Below are 18,340 nucleotides of genomic sequence, written 5' to 3' on the forward strand. Positions count from 1 at the left end.
CATGAAAGCCGGTCGAACCACTCTGTCATTTCTTGACTTGGCTTTGATGCTGCTCAGCGCCTTTGCTTATGCGCATTTCGTTAATCTGGCCGACCCGGAAACCCGCGAGACGCTGTCCCAGACAGCCGTCATTCCATCCTCTGCGCTCAGCACATATAATTATGCATCTGACCGGTTCTTTGGTGCAAGCAACGCGATGCTGACCGACGAAGCGCGACAAGAAATTGCAAAGATTATGAGCATTGAGCAAAACAAGGAGCTGACAATATCTGTGCCAGCTTTGCCGGAGACAGCGGGCGGGGCAAGATTGAGACAGTGGGAGATGGTAGCCGCGCGTTCCGCGGCAATTGCCGACGCTTTTGAAGTGGCTGGCCAAGCGGGCGATATGATCGTTCTGAAGATGCCCGAAAAGCTGGTTTCTGGCTTCGAGCAATCGAAAGAAATTACGCTCAGTTTTCAGAAGCGAGAGAATGTTCTTTTGAATGATGGATTGAAAAAGTGATAAACTGGCATGAAACCTGCTTGGTTTTGGAGAATTCAAATGCACAGGATAAACCAATGCCCCATTATCGCTCCAGCTATCGTATTGCCATTCCGCTATTGTCCGTTTTGACATTGGCCGCAACTTCACCATTTGAAGATACGGCCAAGCTCGATCAGCAGGTCGCGACCTATTTGAATGCGTCGATCGGCGATGTCGGCGGCGCGCGCGCACCTATTGATGCGAAATTGAAATTGAAACGGTGCGCCGGGCCCGTCCAATTTTCGAATACCAATCGAAATGCAGTATTGGTCAGTTGCGCTGATTGGGGATGGCGCATATTCGTGCCCGTGCAGGGCGGTCAATCACGACAATTGGATCGGGCCGCAGCTAAAGATGAATTTGTTGTTTTTCGAAATCAACCGCTGACACTTGTTGTCAAGCGCCCCAGCTTTAGCATCAGCTATAATGTGGTGGCTCAGAAAAACGGCAGGATCGGGGACTATATTCCGGTGCGTGCCAGCCGGAAATCGAAAATGCTCATGGCGCGGGTTTCTGGTTCCGGGTCAGTGGAGCTGGCTCAATAATTATTTTTTGATTAATGTATTAATTTTTTCCGAACGCGCCGTAAACTGTTATGAAAGAGGTCATATCTGTTTCAACCGAGGGTCATGAAACCTTTTCAAGACACGACGTTAAACCGACTAAGGATAGAATGAAATGAAACCCGTAGAAAGCTACTCTGCCATAAACACGCGTCTGGATCGCCCAGTCTTGCAAGAAAGCGTGGCCAATAAACCTGACAGCGGTGCTGCTAAGGCTAAAGACGCTTCAGTAATCAATACTACAGCGTCTCTTTTGGCTACCGAAAAGGCCCCTTTTGATGATCAGAAAGTATCGGAAGTGCGTGAGAAAATTGTGGCTGGTGATTATCGCGTCGATACAGATGCCCTTGCAAAAAAGATGCTCGAAACCGGCGTCTTCGGGGTGGAAACGAAAAAATGAACCAGATAGTTGAGTCTTTTCGTCATTCGCAAGATATGCTGTTTTCCGCATTGGACGGACACGACAGTGAAGCGATTTTTGAAGCAAGCCAACAGCTTGGTCAGGCCGCGTCGCAGCTTGGCGCACTTGACAAGACCGAACTGAAGCCGAGCCTTCAACCGTTATTGTCGGAAGCGGATGAATTGATGCAGGCATCTATCTATCGCTTGCGTTTTTTGCGGGATCATAGCGCGACGCGTTTGCAGCTTTTGGCCGGTTGGCGCGAGAGTCAGGCAAACACATATTCAGGCACCGCCAACGGGCGCTGAGCCTCTCAAAAAACTTTCTATAATCTAAAATAAACAAATACTTATGGCAAAGCCAATAAGTGTTTTCGTGCGTGTGGATTAAGGACAGCCCGCGCCAGCAAGAAACCGGCTGCACAAACGGCCCAGATCAATTTTTGGCATGATGATTGCTTATCTCCTTCGCAGGAGATTTTGTTACTAGCATGTCCAATATTTCAATCACGAACGCTATCCCGCGCGGCGACCTGCCAAGCGTCATTGCGCAATCAGCGCAACGGACAGGCGTAGATTTTCAATATCTGATCGCTCAAGCGGAGCTTGAAAGTGGTATGCGCCCTGATGCAAAGGCGCAAACCTCTTCGGCCACCGGACTATATCAGTTTATCGAACAAACCTGGCTCGGTCTTGTTAAGGAAAATGGCGGAAAATATGGCGTGGGCTGGGCTCAGGATGCTATTTCGAGAAATGGCAATGGCAAGCTAAACGTTGCTGATAACGCCCAGAAAGCCAGCATATTGGCGCTTAGAAACAATCCTGAGCTTTCGGCAAATCTAGCGGGTGAGTTTGCGCGTGATAACGGCGCTTATCTTGAACAGCAAACAGGGCGTAAGCCGGAATCGGTAGACCTCTATCTGGCGCATTTCCTGGGGGCAGCTGGCGCAGCAAAATTTCTGAATGAGATGGATGGCAATCCCGGCGCGCCCGCAGCGGCCAGCTTTCCGCAGGCCGCGCGCGCAAACCGCAATATATTCTTTAATCGTGCAGGAGAAGCACGAAGCCTTGAAGCCATAAGAGGGCGTTTCGAGCAGAAGCTTTCCGATGCTGTCGAGCGCATTGGCATCGGCAATCCATTGCCGACCTCCGGAAATGTTTTGCCGCCATCAGAAAGCACTGCGCGAACTGTGCAACCGGCAGATTATCTCCGGATCGCTCGCGCCCACGCCGCCGACCAGAATGAAATGAACAGATCGAAGCCATTTAGTGAGCCGGCGCGTGCCGCTTATCTGATGCTCGCTACATTGGGGATGTAAACCAGAATGAACCGACAATTTTTTTCTTTGGACCGGATGGCCAATAATATGAAATCGGGTTTGCTCCCGCTAGCCACGCTGTTGCTGGTCATCTTCATGGTCTTGCCGCTGCCAACAATTTTGCTCGATATCGGCTTCATTACCAACATCATGATCTCGTTGGCGATTTTGATGGTCGCATTGAACGCGAACAAGCCGCTGGATTTTTCCAGCTTTCCGACAGTTTTGTTGTTCGCCACTCTTATGCGGCTTGGGCTGAATGTCGCATCAACCCGCGTGGTTCTGGTGCAGGGCCATGAAGGCGGGGATTCCGCTGGTCAGATTATCGAAGCCTTTGGCAGCTTGTTGCTCGGCGGCAATTATATTGTCGGGATATTCGTCTTTTCGATCCTGATGATCATCAATCTCATTGTGATAACCAAAGGCGCCGGCCGGGTGTCGGAAGTGTCGGCGCGCTTCACCTTGGATGCATTGCCCGGGAAACAAATGGCGATTGACGCTGATTTGAACGCGGGATTGATCGCGCCAGAGGAAGCCAAAGAGCGCCGCGTGGAAGTCGCCACGGAGGCAGACTTTTACGGATCCATGGATGGTGCATCGAAATTTGTGAAGGGTGATGCCGTCGCTGGGATATTGATCCTCGCAGTCAATATCATTGGCGGTATCGTTCTTGGCGCCACTGTACATGGTCTGTCTTTTGCAGAAGCGGCCAGCACTTATTCCATGCTTGCAATTGGCGATGCGCTGGTTGCGCAGGTACCAGCGCTGATACTCTCTATCGCTGCCGCTGCAATCGTGACGCGGGTGTCTTCCAGCAAGAACCTGCCCGATCAGATAACCTCACAATTCGGGTCGGGTGCGGCCTGGGTTCCGGTAGCAGTCATCCTAACAATATTAGGTATCTTGCCGGGTATGCCACATATGGTTGTGTTGTCCGCTGCTGCCGTTGCGGGCGGTATGGCCTTTTACCTGATCCGCAAACCGAAACCGGTTGAGATAGTCAGCGATCCGGAGCCGGAGAAACTGCCCGAGCAGATTGACTGGGAAGACGTCTCTGAAAAGGCCCGATTGGGAATCGAAATTGGCTATGGTCTGGTCACGATGGTGGAAGACCGCAAGGGTGCGCCGTTGATGAAGCGGATCACTGGCATCCGGCGTCAAATTTCCAAGGAACTGGGCTTTGTTATTCCCTTGGTCCGGATCAAAGATGATCTGGAATTGGAACCCAATAGCTATCGTATCATGATGGGCGGCGTGGTACTCGGCGAAGACACAGTATGGCCAAATGATTTTCTGGCTCTGGACGACGGTCATGTCGATGCGGTCATCGAAGGACGGCCTTGCAAAGACCCGACATTCGGTATGGACGCAATCTGGATTGGTGCGGATAAAAAATCGCAGGCAGTGGCAGAAGGCTATACCGTCGTGGATGCACCTACCGTGGTGGCCACGCATTTGAACGATGTTGTTCGGCGAAATGCAGCACAGCTGTTCAGTATGGATGAAGCGCAAAAACTGCTGGATCTGCTGAAGGAAACATCGCCGCAGCTTGTGGACAGCCTGACGCCGCAGCCGCTGTCACTATTCGCCATCACCGCTATTTGCCGCGAGCTTTTGGCCGAAAAAGTGCCGGTGAAAGATTTTCAGAAAATCTGTTTGGCGATGATGGATGCTGCAAGCAAGCATACCGAAACCGATCAAATCGTCGATGCAATTCGTCAGCATATTGGCAGCCTGATCATCCAGACTATGGTGCCGATGAACCTGCCGCTTCCCGTCGTGACACTGGACGCTGAACTGGAAGGCTTGCTCGTGAAAGCCCTGAAAGTCGGGGAGGAGGCCAGTCATCCAATTGAACCACAATTGGCGCAGCAACTTGTTGAAGCCGTGGACGAAACGGCCCGGACGCTGCCAATGGAAGCACGCAATATTGCTTTGATCACCTCCCCCATTGTCCGGCGGCCATTGGGCGCATTGCTCAAGAACCGGTTCCCGGATTTGACGGTGCTTTCCTACCAGGAACTGCCTGAAGACAAATCGATCGAGGTGCTAGCGAAAATCGGCGTCCCGCAAGCGCGGCCGGAAATGCCCCGCGTCGAAGCAAATTAGATATTATAATCGAGTGGAATGAACTTATGCTGCAATCGAAAAACAAAGCATCTCAGGCCTATGGTGCCATGCAAATTGATGAGGTCAGACTGGTAAGAGAAAATCAGAGTCTGGTGAATAAGATCGCTTGGCAGATTAAATCATTTTCGCCGGAACAGATCGAACTGGAAGACCTCATCCAGGTTGGATTGGTTGCAATGGTTGAAGCGGCCGGAAAATATGTCGATCAAGGCCATAATTTCAGCACCTATTTATACGTGCGCGTTCGCGGCGCGATGATCGACTATCTAAGAACGACGTGCAGCCTTCGTAGAAGCGCGGTTGAGTGGAATAAAAACCTTCGGCGGGTTAGCGATCAGCTTGCCCAGCAAAATGGCCGGGAGCCCAATGAAGTCGAATTGGCGGAAGCCATGGGCATCGATCAGGCTGAATTTCGTAAAAACGCCGATCGTGCGGCCGATATTCATGTGGACTCGCTTGATGAAGTCTATTCCGACTCTAGCAGCTGGTTCACTGATGACGAGGATGATCAGCATGAAGCACTTGAGAAAAGTCAAATGATCGAGCTGCTCTCGGCAAATTTGAAAAAACTGAATGAACGCGAACAAATGGTCTTGAACTCCTATTTTATCGAGGAGATGCAACTGGATGAGATCGGCGCTGTACTGGATGTATCGTCAGTACGTATTTGCCAGATAAAAAAGCGCGCATTGGAAAAGCTGCAAGCCGCGATGACTTCCGAATAAGCACAGTGCAGCGTTTCCTGCACTCTAAAGCCATTCGTGCACGCAAAGAAAAAGCCTCCCCCGTTCCCGGGAAGAGGCCTTTCGCTAAACATTGAGCTTATCAATTACCGGATCAGGCTTAATACAGACTGTTGTGTCTGGTTCGCCTGAGCGAGCATGGCTGCAGAAGCCTGGCTCAGAATCTGGTTCTTGGCCAGTTCAGTGGTTTCAGCCGAGAAATCCACATCCATTATACGCGAACGGGATTCTGTAATATTAGCGACCCGGTCAGACAGGTTGGATACAGTGGTCTGAAGACGGTTCTGCGACGCACCCAAAGATGCCTGAGCCGTGGTAATCGTGTCCAGAGCAGTGTCCAGAGCGCCCAATGCAGTATTAGCACCAGCCTCTGTGCTGATGTCCAGTGCGTTGACGGCCAATGCAGTGGCGTCAACGTCGGTCAAAGCAACAGAAACAGTTTGACTTGCGTCGCTGCCGGTCTGGATGCTGATTGATGCGTTGGTGCCATCGAGCAAGGCGACATCGTTGAATGTCGTCCGGGATGCCACGTCGCCAATCTGGCTGATCAGCGCGCTAACCTCGGTCTGAAGATTGGTGCGATCACCGCCGGAAAGCGTACCGTTGGCAGATTGTACGGCCAGTTCACGCATACGTTGCAACATGCTGGTAATCTCGTTCATGCCGCCTTCTGCGGTCTGTGCCAGCGAAATGCCGTCATTGGCGTTACGGATTGCCATGTTCAGGCCGCGAACCTCAGAGGTCATGCGGGTAGCGATAGCGTTACCGGCAGCATCATCAGCTGCAGAGTTGATCCGGCGGCCGGTTGAAAGGCGTTCGATTGATTTAGCGAGACCCATCTCAGCTTGGTTTGAAGCATAGCTGGTGCGGAGCGCTGTTACGTTGGTTCCTATTACAGTCATGGTGACTTCCTTTTCACAATTTACTTAGTCGATTGATACTGTGGGTCACCTCGTCTCCAGAAGCGGCCTCAGAAGAATTAACGGTGGGTCTGAAATTAATTAATAAAAAATTTTTGTCGGTTCTCCGACAGGCGCCCTCAATAACTGTCTGCTTTCCGACAATATCGTCGGAAAACCGACAGCTTTAGACAGGAATACCTTGGTTTTTAGCCATTTCCCAAAACTGGCACGCACATTGCGAGGTATCAGGCGAACACAATAAGGATCCCGTGTTCAGAGTAAAACGTGAGGGAATGAGATGATCAACAACGCAATAAAATCTAGCCTGGTCTCTAGGTTTCCAGAGCTTGTTGATATGCTCAAGAGTGTCGAATCTATCGGCTCTAACCACACATTGTTATCTGCTGCTGCCCGGCTACCCCACATTGATGGTGCAGCAAAAACAGATGCTGATGGTGGTGCAAAAGATCCCGTCGTGATTTATCGCGATGGCCCATTCCGTTTCGTTCCGGCTACCCTCAGCCAGCCCCCACGCATTGAATTTGGTGAGGCAGACAAAGTTTTTGGTCTGTCGTGTATCATCGAATCCATGCGCGGGGGCAAAGGGCCGGCCTTTGCAGATCCTAAATCTATTGCCTTATATAAATATGCCGCCCGCGTGGCGCAGAGCGACGCCAATGTCATGATCACCGGCGAAACCGGGACCGGCAAAGAAGGTGTCGCAAGATATATTCACGAAAACAGCACCCGCGCAGACAAGCAACTTGTCACCATTAATTGTGCAGCGATTACCGAAACTATGATCGAGTCAATTTTGTTCGGTCATAAGAAAGGCGCTTTTACCGGTGCCTATGCCAGCGCCATTGGGTTGTTCAAGGAAGCCGACGGCGGCACTATTTTTCTCGACGAGATTACCGAGATGCCGCTGGAAAGCCAATCCAAGCTCCTCCGTGTGCTCCAGGAAGGTGAGATACTGCCCGTTGGTGCTACCCGCCACGAGAAAATTGACGTTCGTATCATTTGTGCAGCCAACCGAAATTTTGCGGAAGAAGTGAAAGCCGGAAAATTCCGTGAAGATTTGTACTGGCGTTTGAACGTTATGCCGGTTGAACTGGAACCGCTTGCTGCACGCCCCGCTGACATTGTCGCTATTTCAACCTTCATGATGATGGATTTTCAAAAAGGGCGCGAGAATTTTGTGTCGCTTTCACAATGTTGCATCGATCGCTTAAAAGCGCATCATTGGCCCGGTAACGTTCGCGAGCTTGCCAATGTTCTGCAGCGCGCTCTGGTCATGTGTGATGGCGATCGTCTTAAAGCCAGCGACTTGATGTTTTCCGGTGAGAGCCTGTCTGCTCAACCCAAACAGGATGCCGTACAACCGGGGAGTTCAGCTCGCTTTGTACGCGGCCGCGACCTGCATTCCATTTCCAAAAGCGTCGAATATGATGCGATCAACAGAACCTTGGAACAAACCAACGGCAACCGCCGTGAGGCTGCCAAAGAGCTTGGTATTTCAGAACGGACGCTGCGCTATCGGATGGCCGATATGCGTGCGCTGGCGGCTTGAGCAGGAGATAGAAGATGTCTTCGGTCAATATGAATAGCCTGATGGCGGCGCGCAATGCGATCCTGAACCGCAATAATGCGTTGCAGGATATAGCTAACAAAACGTCCAATCTCTCTGGACCCGGTCAGGCAGCGCCGACCGAGAAAGCATCAGGACCAACCGGCTTTGCCGATCAGTTGACCGATGCCATTCAGGAAGTGAACAAGCTGCAAGCGACGGCGAAGGCCAATACAACCGCCTATCAGATGGGCGAAACCAATGATGTCGCGGCCGTCATGCTGTCCAAACATAAAGCATCGCTGGGTTTTGAATCCACTTTACAGGTCCGCAACAAGCTATTGTCTGCTTACAAAGACATTATGAACATGTCGGTGTGATAGATGGCTGAAGAACTACCTCTTGGTCAGAATCTAGCGCCAGTTGCTCCATCAGGCGGACAGGCATTTTCGGCGAATGGCGGCGGGGCCAGTACCGGCGGTGTGCTGGGATCAATCCAAAATTTCGCACGGCAACCTGCCATTGCGCGGGCGATGCCGCTTATCATATTGTCCGCCGTCCTGATTGCCGCATTGTCAGCCTGGTTGGTGTTGCGGGAACCGCCGCAGCGCGATTTGTTTCGTGGGCTGCCTGATAACGACAAATCTGCCGTGATGCAGGCTCTGCAAAGCGCGAATATCCCCTATCAGGTTGATGATGTTACCGGGACTTTAACGGTCAGCAACGAGGATTATCACACCGCCAAAATAGAATTGGCAGGTCAGGGACTTCCCCGCACCGCTCCTAGCGGCGACACCATCATGTCGAGCATGCCAATGGGCGCTAGTCGCGCGGTTGAATCGGAAAAATTGCGCGCGGCCAGAGAAATGGATCTGGCGCGGTCAATTGAGGCGCTCGACAATGTCATGTCTGCGCGGGTCCATTTGGCGGTTGAACAACCAAGCATCTTCTTGCGTGATAGAAATGAGCCGGGCGCTTCGGTCATTTTACAACTGGCTGGTTCGAACAAGCTCGATGATAAGCAGACACGAGCAATATTGAACCTGGTCGCCAGTTCCGTACCTGGCCTGTCGGCTGCCAATGTTTCCGTGATCGATCAAAATGGCCGGTTGCTGTCCGGCCGTGAAGACGCTGAGTCTGACGAAAATGATACGCAGCTGAAAATCAAAGCGGCGATCGAAGATCGGTATCGGCAATCCTTAGCGAGCCTTTTGACACCTATCGTCGGCCCCGGAAATTTTGTTGCCGAAGTAACCGCAGATGTGAATTTCGACGAAAAACAGGCCACGAGCGAAATCTATCCCACCGACGGATCGGTATTGCGATCAGAGCAGGGAATGCGTTCGGAAGAACCAATTGGTGGTTCACAAGTGGGCGGGATCCCCGGTGCCCTTGCCAATCGACCACCCGATGCTGCGACACTTGAGGAACAGCCTGAAGGTGAAGAAGAGCAGGGTGCGGCGCAAACTCAGCAGCTGAGAACCAGCGAAGAATATAAGCGGAATTTTGAACTTGCACGGGAAATAGCCGTGACCAATCAAGCGACCGGTCAAGTATCGCGTCTCTCGGTGGCCGTTGCAATTGATGACAAGGCCTTGAAAAACGCCAAATCGCCCAAAGAAATTCAGGACATTGAAAAGCTGGTAAAGGGAACGATCGGTTTTAACGCTGAACGCGGCGATCAGATCGCAGTTTCTGCCAGCCAGTTCCGTCCGGTAACCGAGACGGAAGCAGAAGCGGTCTGGTATGAATCGCCTTGGTTCGGGATTGTTAGCAGAAATGTAACGGCCCTGATTGTTGCCCTCCTCATAATCTTCCTGATTGCTCGTCCTATTTTGAAGCGTTGGTTAAATGCTGAGAAAGAGCGCAAAGCCGATATTGCTGCAGGCGCCAATGTTCCGGCTGATCTGATGATGCAAAATCGCAGCTTGCCGAACGGAACGCAGGCAAATGGCAGCGCGGGAAACGGCGTGATCTCAGCAGTCCAGCATGAAGGTAGCCCCGTCACAATCGACATGATCCAGGCGGCGCCGAGCTATCAGGAACGCGCATTGCTGACCCAGAATTTTGTTCGTCAAAACCCTGATCATGCCGCGCTGGTTGTGAAAGAACTCCTGAAAGAAACGGATGAGCTGGAGGAAGCGGATGGCTGAAGCAGCAACCGATAAAGACAGCGCTTCCGAAAAAGATGGTGCGCAACTGGAATTGATCACAGGTCGTCAGACCGCCGCGATCTTAATGCTGTTATTTGATGACGAAGAAGCGGCCAAGATTCTTGAGCGGCTTGAGCCAGACGAAGCTGAGCTGCTCGGTGAGGCGATGTTCAGCGTTGCCGATGTCGATGCCGTCCAGATTAATGGGTCGCTGGACAAGTTTTTGCAGCTGACCAGAAACCGGACGATGGTGGCTTACAAGTCCGATGAAAAAGTAAGCCGGGTTTTCCGACAAGCACTGGGTACATCGCGCGCGGAAACGATGATGAACCGTTTTGCGCCGAAAAGGCCGAGCAATATCGCTGAGCTTCTGAAATGGGTGCCTGTAAAAGATCTTGCAGAACTCGTGTCAAGCGAACCGCCGCAGATCGCGGCCGTGCTAATTTCGTTCATGACACCCGAGGCCGCTGCAGACATGTTGCAATTAGTGGCTCCGGAATTGATGGAAGAATTGGTCTATCGCGTGGCGACATTGGGCCCAGTAAGCGCCCATGCTTTGGCTCAAATCCATGGTTTATTAGAGAACAACACGCCATCGGCCGAGGAAATCGCACCGCCAATGGAAATTGGCGGCGTGATGGACAGTGCCTCCATCGTTAACAACCTGCCCAAGCAAGTCGGTCAGGCTGTGCTCAAAGGCGTTAACCGCCGCAACAAGAAAATCGCGAAACAAATCGAAGATGAAATGTTCGTATTCGCAGATCTGATCAACTTGTCGAAAAAGGATATCGGCACTGTCGCACGCAAGGTGGATTCCAGCATATTGGTTCCCGCATTGCGTGGCGCATCAAGCGAGCTCAAAGCCAAGATTTTCGAATCTATGTCGCAGCGCGCTGCCGAAACTATCCAGGACGAAATGGAAGAGGCGCCGCCACTGCCTATGGAAGCTGTGGTTGATGCGCAGCGAGGCGTCATCGCAGTCGCCAAGCTGATGCTCGACAATGGCGAAATCAGTATGTCGACCGGCGGCGCTGATTATGTCTGACCTGCATTCGGAAAAAAACTTGCACGGTGATGATGTCGTTCCGCTGTGGCGTATGCCGATCGAACAGAAAGAGTTTTCAGCTTGGTCGGGAAACCCGGCCGGCGGTTCCACTTCTGGCAACCATTTTCAAAGCTTTGGCGATCAAGAAGCTTCAGAAACCATGGCACCCGCTGGTGACCAAGAAGAGGATATATTTGAGGCGGCCTATCGCAAGGGTTGGGAAGATGGACAAGCCGCTGTCGCAGCCGAACGGGCGCAAGATGATCAAGCGGCGACCAATATTGCTGAGGCTATCCGCCATTTGAATGACCTCCATTCGACTGGCAGTTTTTCTCTAATCCTGAACGCGATTGAATCGCTGTTTCGGCGCTGTTCGGAACTCGCTGTGCCCGATCCTGTATTGTTGCAGGCTTGGGCCACCCAACTGGCTGATAAAATTGATCAGGACCAGAAGGGCGCCAGTCTCGTTCTCCATCCCGATGATTTGGCATTGATCGATCAGGATGCCTGCAAATTAGTGCTGCGGCCGGATCCATTAATGCTGCGCGGAAATTTGAAACTCAGTCATGCCGGCGGCTGGATCGAAAAAGGGTCTGAGGTGGTACTCGACGAGCTGCACGCCCTGATTGACGAATTTAGCGATCCGCAATCGGACAGCGATTATGACTGACGGGCAACCAGAATTTGTCAGTGATCCCAATACTGGAAAGGGTATCCAGGGCTTATTGGCGCGCATCGAGCATATCAGCAACGAGCCGCGCTATGTCGGCAAATTATCTGCCCATGACAATGGTATGCTGGAAGTAACTGGTTTTGCTTATCCTTTGGGCTATTCGGGCCGCGTCATAGCAACGGACGGCCGGGAAATTAGCGCTGAGGTGGTTGGCTTTAAAGGATCACGCGCTCTGATGATCCCGATGGTACAGGACGCTCCGCTGCGCAGCGGAAGCCGCGTGATGCCTTATCTGAAATCAAACGAAGCCGCTGTTGGAGACGCGCTATTTGGCCGCATTGTTGGTCCGATGGGCGAACCGATTGACGGCAAAGGGCCGATATTGGCCACCGAAAGCGTGCCCCTGTCAGGTCTCGAAGGCAATGTCATGCGCCGCGCCAGCGTTACCAAACCGATAGATATGGGCATAAGAGCGCTCAATGGGTTGTTGACCTTTGGCCAGGGACAGCGGGTTGCTATCATAGCCGGGTCCGGTGTCGGCAAATCAATGCTGATCAATCAGATTTTGGATGGCGTGGTCGCGGATGTCGTTGTCGTTGGGCTGATCGGGGAGCGTGGTCGTGAAGTGAATGACTTCGTCAATCGCCGCAATGCCAAAAAGGATGCTGTACCGACGATAACGGTAGCAGTCCCTGCGGATCACTCTCCTTCATCCCGGTTGAAAGCAGCGCATCGGGCCACGGCCATTGCAGAGCATTTCCGCTCGCAAGGAAAATCCGTCGTGCTGGTCATCGATAGCTTGACCCGCGTCGCCCATGCGCAGCGCGAAATTGGCTTGGCGGCAGGGGAACCACCGACGATGAAAGGCTACCCGCCGTCAGCGCTGTCGATGATTCCGCGATTAATCGAGCGGGCCGGCAACGATAGTGAGACTGGTGGCTCTATTACCGCAATTTATACCGTCTTGGCGGATGGAGACGATCTGGATGATCCGGTTGTCGATAGCGCCCGTGCGATTGCGGACGGGCATATTATCCTGTCACGTTCCCTCGCCGAACAGGGTATTTTTCCAGCCATTGATGTCGGTAAATCAATCAGCCGGGTCGCGGTCGATATTATCGACGATCATCATCATGCCGCGCAGACACATTTTCGGCGGCTCTGGTCGATCTTTGAAGAGAACCGAGATTTGGTTTTGATGGGCGCTTATCAGGCCGGGAGCGATCCCAATATTGACGAAGCGCTGGCGCAGTGGCCGATCATGGTGGACTATATCAAGCAAAAGCCGCGCGAGCTGATCAATTTCCAACAAAGCGTTAGCGACCTGGCCAGTCTGTTCGAGCCATGAAACGAAAGGTGAAGGGCCTTCAGCGCATTTTGAAGGTGCGCGACACCCAGAAAAAACTGAAGGAAAGCGAACTGGCGAAAGCGGGGAACCATTGCACAGCGCTACAAAATAGCGCGGCGCGTATCAAAGGTTTGCAAACAGACATATTTTCGGACGTCGAAGCGATCGACGCCGACATGTTGTCAGCCAGAATGGAACTTTCGGGCCGATTGGTCGATGCGGAACGCTCGATAGAGGCCTCGATAGAAACGGCAAGGCAAGAATTTGCCCAGGCAGAGCGGCAAAGTCTTGCCGCCCGGACGACCTATGAGAGCACCGAGAAGATCCTGCAGTCGAACCTTCGAAAAGCACAAAAAGCAGAAACATTCAAAGCCGATATTAAGCACAACATACTGTATAATATAGGTAAAAACAAGAAAAAGGGTCGCCGCGATGATCGGTAAAATCATGTCAGAAACCGCTCAATCCATAATTGGCATGCTTTCTGCAAAGCCTTTGGGTATGGAAACACGCACGGCAAATAATGAGTTCAGCTCCCTTCTCGCTCCCGGTGAAGATCGGGCGCGTTTGACAGTTGAAGATGGCCTCCCCGATATGGTGGAGGACGCGCGCGGTCAGCAGTTCCTGGAGCAGTTCGTAAACTCTGATGCTAAACCGGTATCAACAGCGAACGGTTTTCATCTTCCCCAGTCTAGCACTTTCAAGGCTTCGGCTGAAGGCCGCAGTGAAAACGCCGAATTGCTCTCCGATGGTTCTTTTCATACCTCGGTGGCTGCTTCGGAAACGGAACGCTTCATTTCGCAATTGCCGGTCAGCGAAACTCCATCCGCTATAAGGACCGATGAAGCAACTTCTGCAAACGGCTCATCTCCTACAGGACCAATCCTGGCACCGGTCAATTTGCCGACAAGCGACAAGGGTACTGAAAAGCCGAAACTTGCGCTGGACGACGTCAATAAAGTTGCTTCTATTCCATTGATTTTTGTCGATGGCCCCGCCGGCAAACCTGATGCGGCTGTTCCAAGCGATATCGATCAACAGCGGGGCATCCCGGGCTCTGAAAATAAGCATGTGGTTGACGGCAAATCGCCAGAGGCTCTGAAACCTGTGATCCATAGCAGAGTGCTGGCTGAGCTTTCATCTGGCAAAACTGTCCAAACACAGACGGAAAATAAGCCGTTGGACAACGCAGCAAAAGCACTGGTTTCGGTGAAGCCTTTTTCAGATGCGGATATGCTCAATCTGTCCAAGGTAGATAATGAAAATGCCGAGATATCATATGCGCCGACAACGTCGCAGAATGTTACCCCAGGCCAGAAAACAGAAAATTTGCTGGACCTTCGATTGGCGAACAGCCTCAAAGACGAGCGTTTCAAGGTTTCTCAAAATAGTGAAATTGAAGGTCCTGAACCTACTATTTCTGCTGATAAACCGATCAAGATGGAAGCCAAATCGTCGACTGTGGAGATAGAGAATCTTCCCGCCGCCGCTTCTTTGGATAGCTCTGTTGAAACGGTGACACCCACTTCCCAAACCGGTGCCAGTCCCTCTCAAACAGCCACGCAAAAGACATTAAGCTTTAACTGGAATGCGCCACAATTTGCCGAGCGCTTTGCTTCGGAAATTAGCGACCTGAGGATCAACGGTGACCTCAAGAAATTTGAGATAAACCCGAAAAATATGGGACGCTTGGAGATATCCTTGGTCGCCCAGGGCGCGAATGAGATTATACGGATTGAGGCCGAAAGCGATGCAGCGCGCGATGTCATTGCGCAGCACAGTCAAGCGATTCAAGAGATGCTGAAGGGGCAGGGACGCTCTGATCTGATCCTGCGGGTCGATGTCAAAGAAAATCTGTCTTCAGCTAACCCAAATCCGAACATGAATTTTGAGCAGCAGGACAGCGCGAATGCCAATCAGGAGCGCGCAACCCAGCCACAAAACCGCGGCACCACTATATCAACCGGAAGCGATCCCACCGGTCGCGAAGCGACGGATAACAGCCGCTACGCCTGAACCAATATCAGATAATCAGAACCAATATAAATTCCAGAGGTCAATATGTCAGATGCCAATCCAGAAGAAGAAAAGCCCAAAAAGAAAAAGGGTAAGATGAAGGGGCTTATCGTCGGTCTTGTCGCGGTTGCCGTGCTCGGCGGCGGCGGCGCGGCTGGCGGTTTCTATGTAGCTGGAACGATGAATAGCGAAGGCCAAGAACCGGAAGACCCTAATAAGCCCAAGATCATTCTTAAAGACGGAACTGCGGTCAGTGAAAAAGAGGCAAAGTCGGCCATGCCCGAGCCGGACGCCAGCAAGTTCACCATATCATACCATCAGATAGAGCAGCCGTTCACATCAAATCTTTATAGTTCCGAGAGCTTTGCGCAATTGTCGCTCGCCATTTCAACCTATTATGACGAGCGCGTTTTTGAAAACGTGACAGCGCACGAAATCGCCATCCGCTCGGCGGTGCTGATGGAGCTGGGACAACAGAACCCGGTGGAGTTGGAAACGCCAGAAGGGAAGCTGCTGCTCAAGAAAAAACTTCGCGATGTCATCAATGCGACCTTGCGAGAGAAGAGCGGATTTGGCGGGATAGAGGACGTCTATTTCACCAGCCTGGTGGTTCAGTAGAGAATAGAGGAGGCCGAGGTCATGTCCAATCCATCCCCTGATGCCATGCAATCCACTGGCGCCGACACACAGCGAGCTCAGGCCGCGGTAGAGCATAGCTTGCTTAAAAAAAGCGGCCCGGATGATACGCTTTTAACGGTTTATCATAAGGTTGAGAAAAAACTCGCTGGTCAATTAAAGCGCCGCTTGACCGATATTATCGGATGTGAATTGGCAGTGGAAATGGCCAGCAGCGACACGTTGGCCTATTTAGACTGGTATGCCGCGCAAGAAACCGACGCGGTTTACCTGCGATATCACTTTGGTGTTTCAACAACACCGATCTGGGTCCGTATTTCCCGATTGTTCCTGACAGCAAGTGTTGATTGCTTTTTTGGCGGAAACTTTGATGGCGAGACATGTACAAAAGGTAATCTGACCCGCTCTGAAAAAGGGATGATTGCTCGGCTGGCGGCGGCGATTGGTGATGGCCTAACCGACGGATGGTCGGCGGTGTTGGAAACCAAGGTTCGCTTTGTTGGATTTGTCCATGACAAGGGTGACATCGAGATGGATTTGGATGATCCCAATATTCTGGTCGGATCGGCGCGGGTGGCTTTGTCCGGCCATGCAATTGAAGCGATTGACTTCATTCAATCGATAGATGGACTGGCCGAGATTGAGCCACAGCTGAACCGTCCACTATCCCATGAAATCAGTGTGATAGATCCAGTTTGGCAAAGCGCACTGAAAGATTCTCTGGATCAAGTTTACATGCCAGTCCGCTCCGTATTGGCTCGGCCAACAATGGAATTATCTCAATTATCACGGATGGCAGTGGGCGATATTCTGCCCGTCTCGCCAACCGATAACGTGCCACTGATTATCGGTGACCGGGTCTTCGCCCATGGCTGTATTGGTGAGCAAAATGGCGGTGTCGCCTTCAAAATCAAACATTTTTTATAGGACCAGATAATGAACGATATGACACATGACAGCGAGGCTCTTGAAGCCGCAGAGCAAGCGAGCGTTAACATCAGCGAGCCTCAGGATCACTATGCATTTCTCGCCGATATCAAGGTCCGGTTATCGGTTGAGGTCGGCAGCGTATCGATGACGGTATCCGAAATAATGGACCTTAAAGAAGGCTCCATTGTCGAGTTGGATCGTCAGGTCGATCAGCTGATCGATATCAATGTGAACGGAACTTTGGTCGCACGCGGCGAAGTCGTTCCAGTCAAGAATAAATTCGGTGTGCGTATCGCGGAAATCGTTTCGAACGGTATGGCCCGAGCGCGTGTGGAAAGGCGCAACTGATGACCTTTTACATCGTCAAACTGCTCATCATGCTGCCGCTAATTGGCTTGCTGATTTACGGTTCACTCTGGCTTTATCGCAAGTATCAGCCGCAATCGATGATGCGCGCCAAAACTGGCAGCCTCAACATCGTCGAAGTGCATCCGATCGGCGTGAACAACAAATTGGCCGTGGTGAGTTTCGAAGGACGGAAGATACTCCTGTCTGTCACCCGCAACGGTGTTGCCAAGATTGATGCTCAAAATGCGGATTAAATTCACCTATTTTTGGGCGATGGTTGCGCTCGCTGTCTCTGCATTGGTTGCAGATCCGGCTTTTGCACAAGCGCTGCCCGCAGCTGAACCGGCCGCAGCACCAGCAGGCGCTTCCGAAGCGCTTGAGCGCGCTCTGGATGATGTATCGGGCGACGGTCAGCCGCTGAGCGTGACGCTGCAGATACTGATCGTCATGGGACTGTTGACGGTTTTGCCGTCCATAGTTCTTATGATGACCAGCTTCACGCGGATCATCATTGTATTATCGATACTGCGTCACGCCCTAGGCTTGCAGCAGACGCCGCCCAATCAGGTTTTGATCGGATTATCGCTCTTTCTGTCCATGTTTGTGATGGCTCCGAGTATTGAACAAATCAACCAGCAGGCGATCGAACCTTATTCCTCCGATCAGATCACCTTGACCGAAGCGATTGATAGATCGGGCAAGGTCATGCACAGCTTCATGGCGAAACAGACCCGCCAGAGCGACCTTCGGTTATTCATGGACCTTGCCAATGAGGAAGGTTTCGAAACCACCGAAGACATCCCGTTCTCGATCATGTTGCCAGCCTTTGTAACCAGTGAATTGAAGACAGCTTTTCAGATTGGTTTCCTCATATTCCTGCCGTTCCTGATCATTGATCTCGTCGTTGCTGCTGTGTTGATGGCGCTTGGTATGATGATGTTATCTCCGGTGATCATATCCATGCCGTTCAAGCTGCTGCTTTTTGTTCTGGTTGATGGTTGGGCTCTGACTATGGGCTCCCTCGCAGCCTCGTTTGCGAAATAGC

General features: G+C 51.8%; 21 protein-coding genes. 20 read left to right on the plus strand and 1 reads right to left on the minus strand.

Annotated features, from left to right (window positions below):
- Nucleotide 1 precedes the first annotated feature (1 nt).
- The 7 genes from J4G78_RS14710 (at nucleotide 2) to J4G78_RS14740 (ending at nucleotide 5,659) form a co-directional block, all read left to right on the plus strand.
- Nucleotides 2-502 (plus strand): hypothetical protein, encoded by a 501-nt coding sequence (locus J4G78_RS14710; RefSeq protein ID WP_207987281.1) that lies wholly within the window; start codon nucleotides 2-4, stop codon nucleotides 500-502.
- Nucleotides 503-558: 56 nt separating this feature from the next.
- The gene (locus tag J4G78_RS14715) at nucleotides 559-1,068 is read left to right on the plus strand and encodes a flagella basal body P-ring formation protein FlgA (RefSeq protein ID WP_207987282.1); all 510 of its coding nucleotides are present in this window, start codon (nucleotides 559-561) and stop codon (nucleotides 1,066-1,068) included.
- A 133-nt stretch (nucleotides 1,069-1,201) separates the two neighbouring features.
- Nucleotides 1,202-1,486, plus strand: a complete 285-nt coding sequence (locus tag J4G78_RS14720; RefSeq protein WP_207987283.1) for a flagellar biosynthesis anti-sigma factor FlgM — start codon at nucleotides 1,202-1,204, stop codon at nucleotides 1,484-1,486.
- Entirely contained in the window at nucleotides 1,483-1,794 is a 312-nt protein-coding gene (locus tag J4G78_RS14725; protein ID WP_207987284.1) for a hypothetical protein, read from the plus strand. The genes J4G78_RS14720 and J4G78_RS14725 overlap by 4 nt, the downstream gene beginning before the upstream one ends.
- Before the next feature lie 182 nt (nucleotides 1,795-1,976).
- A complete protein-coding gene (locus tag J4G78_RS14730; RefSeq protein WP_207987285.1) occupies nucleotides 1,977-2,804 on the plus strand; it encodes a transglycosylase SLT domain-containing protein in 828 nt (275 codons plus the stop codon).
- Nucleotides 2,805-2,810: 6 nt separating this feature from the next.
- Entirely contained in the window at nucleotides 2,811-4,913 is a 2,103-nt protein-coding gene (gene flhA, locus J4G78_RS14735) for a flagellar biosynthesis protein FlhA (protein ID WP_243457116.1), read from the plus strand.
- A 26-nt stretch (nucleotides 4,914-4,939) separates the two neighbouring features.
- A complete protein-coding gene (locus J4G78_RS14740) occupies nucleotides 4,940-5,659 on the plus strand; it encodes a sigma-70 family RNA polymerase sigma factor (protein WP_207987286.1) in 720 nt (239 codons plus the stop codon).
- 104 nt (nucleotides 5,660-5,763) lie between these two features.
- On the opposite strand, the gene J4G78_RS14745 is transcribed toward J4G78_RS14740, so the two are convergent.
- Nucleotides 5,764-6,579: a flagellin N-terminal helical domain-containing protein gene (locus tag J4G78_RS14745; protein WP_207987287.1), complete on the minus strand. Its 816-nt coding sequence runs from the start codon at nucleotides 6,577-6,579 to the stop codon at nucleotides 5,764-5,766.
- A 355-nt stretch (nucleotides 6,580-6,934) separates the two neighbouring features.
- Here J4G78_RS14745 and J4G78_RS14750 point away from each other — a divergent pair, with 355 nt between their 5' ends.
- From J4G78_RS14750 to fliP, 13 genes are read left to right on the plus strand one after another with little or no spacing between them, the layout of a single operon-like run.
- Nucleotides 6,935-8,149: a sigma-54 interaction domain-containing protein gene (locus J4G78_RS14750; protein WP_207987288.1), complete on the plus strand. Its 1,215-nt coding sequence runs from the start codon at nucleotides 6,935-6,937 to the stop codon at nucleotides 8,147-8,149.
- A 14-nt stretch (nucleotides 8,150-8,163) separates the two neighbouring features.
- Entirely contained in the window at nucleotides 8,164-8,526 is a 363-nt protein-coding gene (fliE, locus tag J4G78_RS14755; RefSeq protein WP_207987289.1) for a flagellar hook-basal body complex protein FliE, read from the plus strand.
- Between the two features lie 3 nt (nucleotides 8,527-8,529).
- Nucleotides 8,530-10,299: a flagellar basal-body MS-ring/collar protein FliF gene (gene fliF / locus J4G78_RS14760; protein ID WP_207987290.1), complete on the plus strand. Its 1,770-nt coding sequence runs from the start codon at nucleotides 8,530-8,532 to the stop codon at nucleotides 10,297-10,299.
- The gene (locus tag J4G78_RS14765; RefSeq protein WP_207987291.1) at nucleotides 10,292-11,344 is read left to right on the plus strand and encodes a flagellar motor switch protein FliG; all 1,053 of its coding nucleotides are present in this window, start codon (nucleotides 10,292-10,294) and stop codon (nucleotides 11,342-11,344) included. The genes fliF and J4G78_RS14765 overlap by 8 nt, the downstream gene beginning before the upstream one ends.
- Nucleotides 11,337-12,014: a FliH/SctL family protein gene (locus J4G78_RS14770; RefSeq protein ID WP_207987292.1), complete on the plus strand. Its 678-nt coding sequence runs from the start codon at nucleotides 11,337-11,339 to the stop codon at nucleotides 12,012-12,014. Before J4G78_RS14765 ends, J4G78_RS14770 begins: the two co-directional genes overlap by 8 nt.
- A complete protein-coding gene (locus J4G78_RS14775) occupies nucleotides 12,007-13,365 on the plus strand; it encodes a FliI/YscN family ATPase (RefSeq protein WP_207987293.1) in 1,359 nt (452 codons plus the stop codon). The genes J4G78_RS14770 and J4G78_RS14775 overlap by 8 nt, the downstream gene beginning before the upstream one ends.
- Before the next feature lie 8 nt (nucleotides 13,366-13,373).
- On the plus strand, nucleotides 13,374-13,808 hold the full coding sequence (locus J4G78_RS14780) for a hypothetical protein (protein ID WP_207987294.1): 435 nt from the start codon (nucleotides 13,374-13,376) through the stop codon (nucleotides 13,806-13,808).
- On the plus strand, nucleotides 13,798-15,381 hold the full coding sequence (locus J4G78_RS14785; RefSeq protein WP_207987295.1) for a flagellar hook-length control protein FliK: 1,584 nt from the start codon (nucleotides 13,798-13,800) through the stop codon (nucleotides 15,379-15,381). Before J4G78_RS14780 ends, J4G78_RS14785 begins: the two co-directional genes overlap by 11 nt.
- A 45-nt stretch (nucleotides 15,382-15,426) precedes the next feature.
- Nucleotides 15,427-15,999: a flagellar basal body-associated FliL family protein gene (locus tag J4G78_RS14790; RefSeq protein WP_207987296.1), complete on the plus strand. Its 573-nt coding sequence runs from the start codon at nucleotides 15,427-15,429 to the stop codon at nucleotides 15,997-15,999.
- Nucleotides 16,000-16,020: 21 nt separating this feature from the next.
- Nucleotides 16,021-16,944 carry a FliM/FliN family flagellar motor switch protein gene (locus J4G78_RS14795; protein WP_207987297.1) on the plus strand — a complete coding sequence of 308 codons (924 nt, stop codon included), beginning with the start codon at nucleotides 16,021-16,023 and terminating at the stop codon, nucleotides 16,942-16,944.
- A gap of 9 nt (nucleotides 16,945-16,953) precedes the next feature.
- Nucleotides 16,954-17,295, plus strand: a complete 342-nt coding sequence (gene fliN, locus J4G78_RS14800; RefSeq protein WP_207987298.1) for a flagellar motor switch protein FliN — start codon at nucleotides 16,954-16,956, stop codon at nucleotides 17,293-17,295.
- The gene (locus J4G78_RS14805; protein ID WP_207987299.1) at nucleotides 17,295-17,549 is read left to right on the plus strand and encodes a flagellar biosynthetic protein FliO; all 255 of its coding nucleotides are present in this window, start codon (nucleotides 17,295-17,297) and stop codon (nucleotides 17,547-17,549) included. The genes fliN and J4G78_RS14805 overlap by 1 nt, the downstream gene beginning before the upstream one ends.
- Nucleotides 17,539-18,339: a flagellar type III secretion system pore protein FliP gene (gene fliP, locus J4G78_RS14810; RefSeq protein ID WP_207987300.1), complete on the plus strand. Its 801-nt coding sequence runs from the start codon at nucleotides 17,539-17,541 to the stop codon at nucleotides 18,337-18,339. The genes J4G78_RS14805 and fliP overlap by 11 nt, the downstream gene beginning before the upstream one ends.
- Nucleotide 18,340 lies beyond the last annotated feature (1 nt).

This window comes from Parasphingorhabdus cellanae, assembly GCF_017498565.1.
Taxonomy (GTDB): Bacteria; Pseudomonadota; Alphaproteobacteria; order Sphingomonadales; family Sphingomonadaceae; genus Parasphingorhabdus; species Parasphingorhabdus cellanae.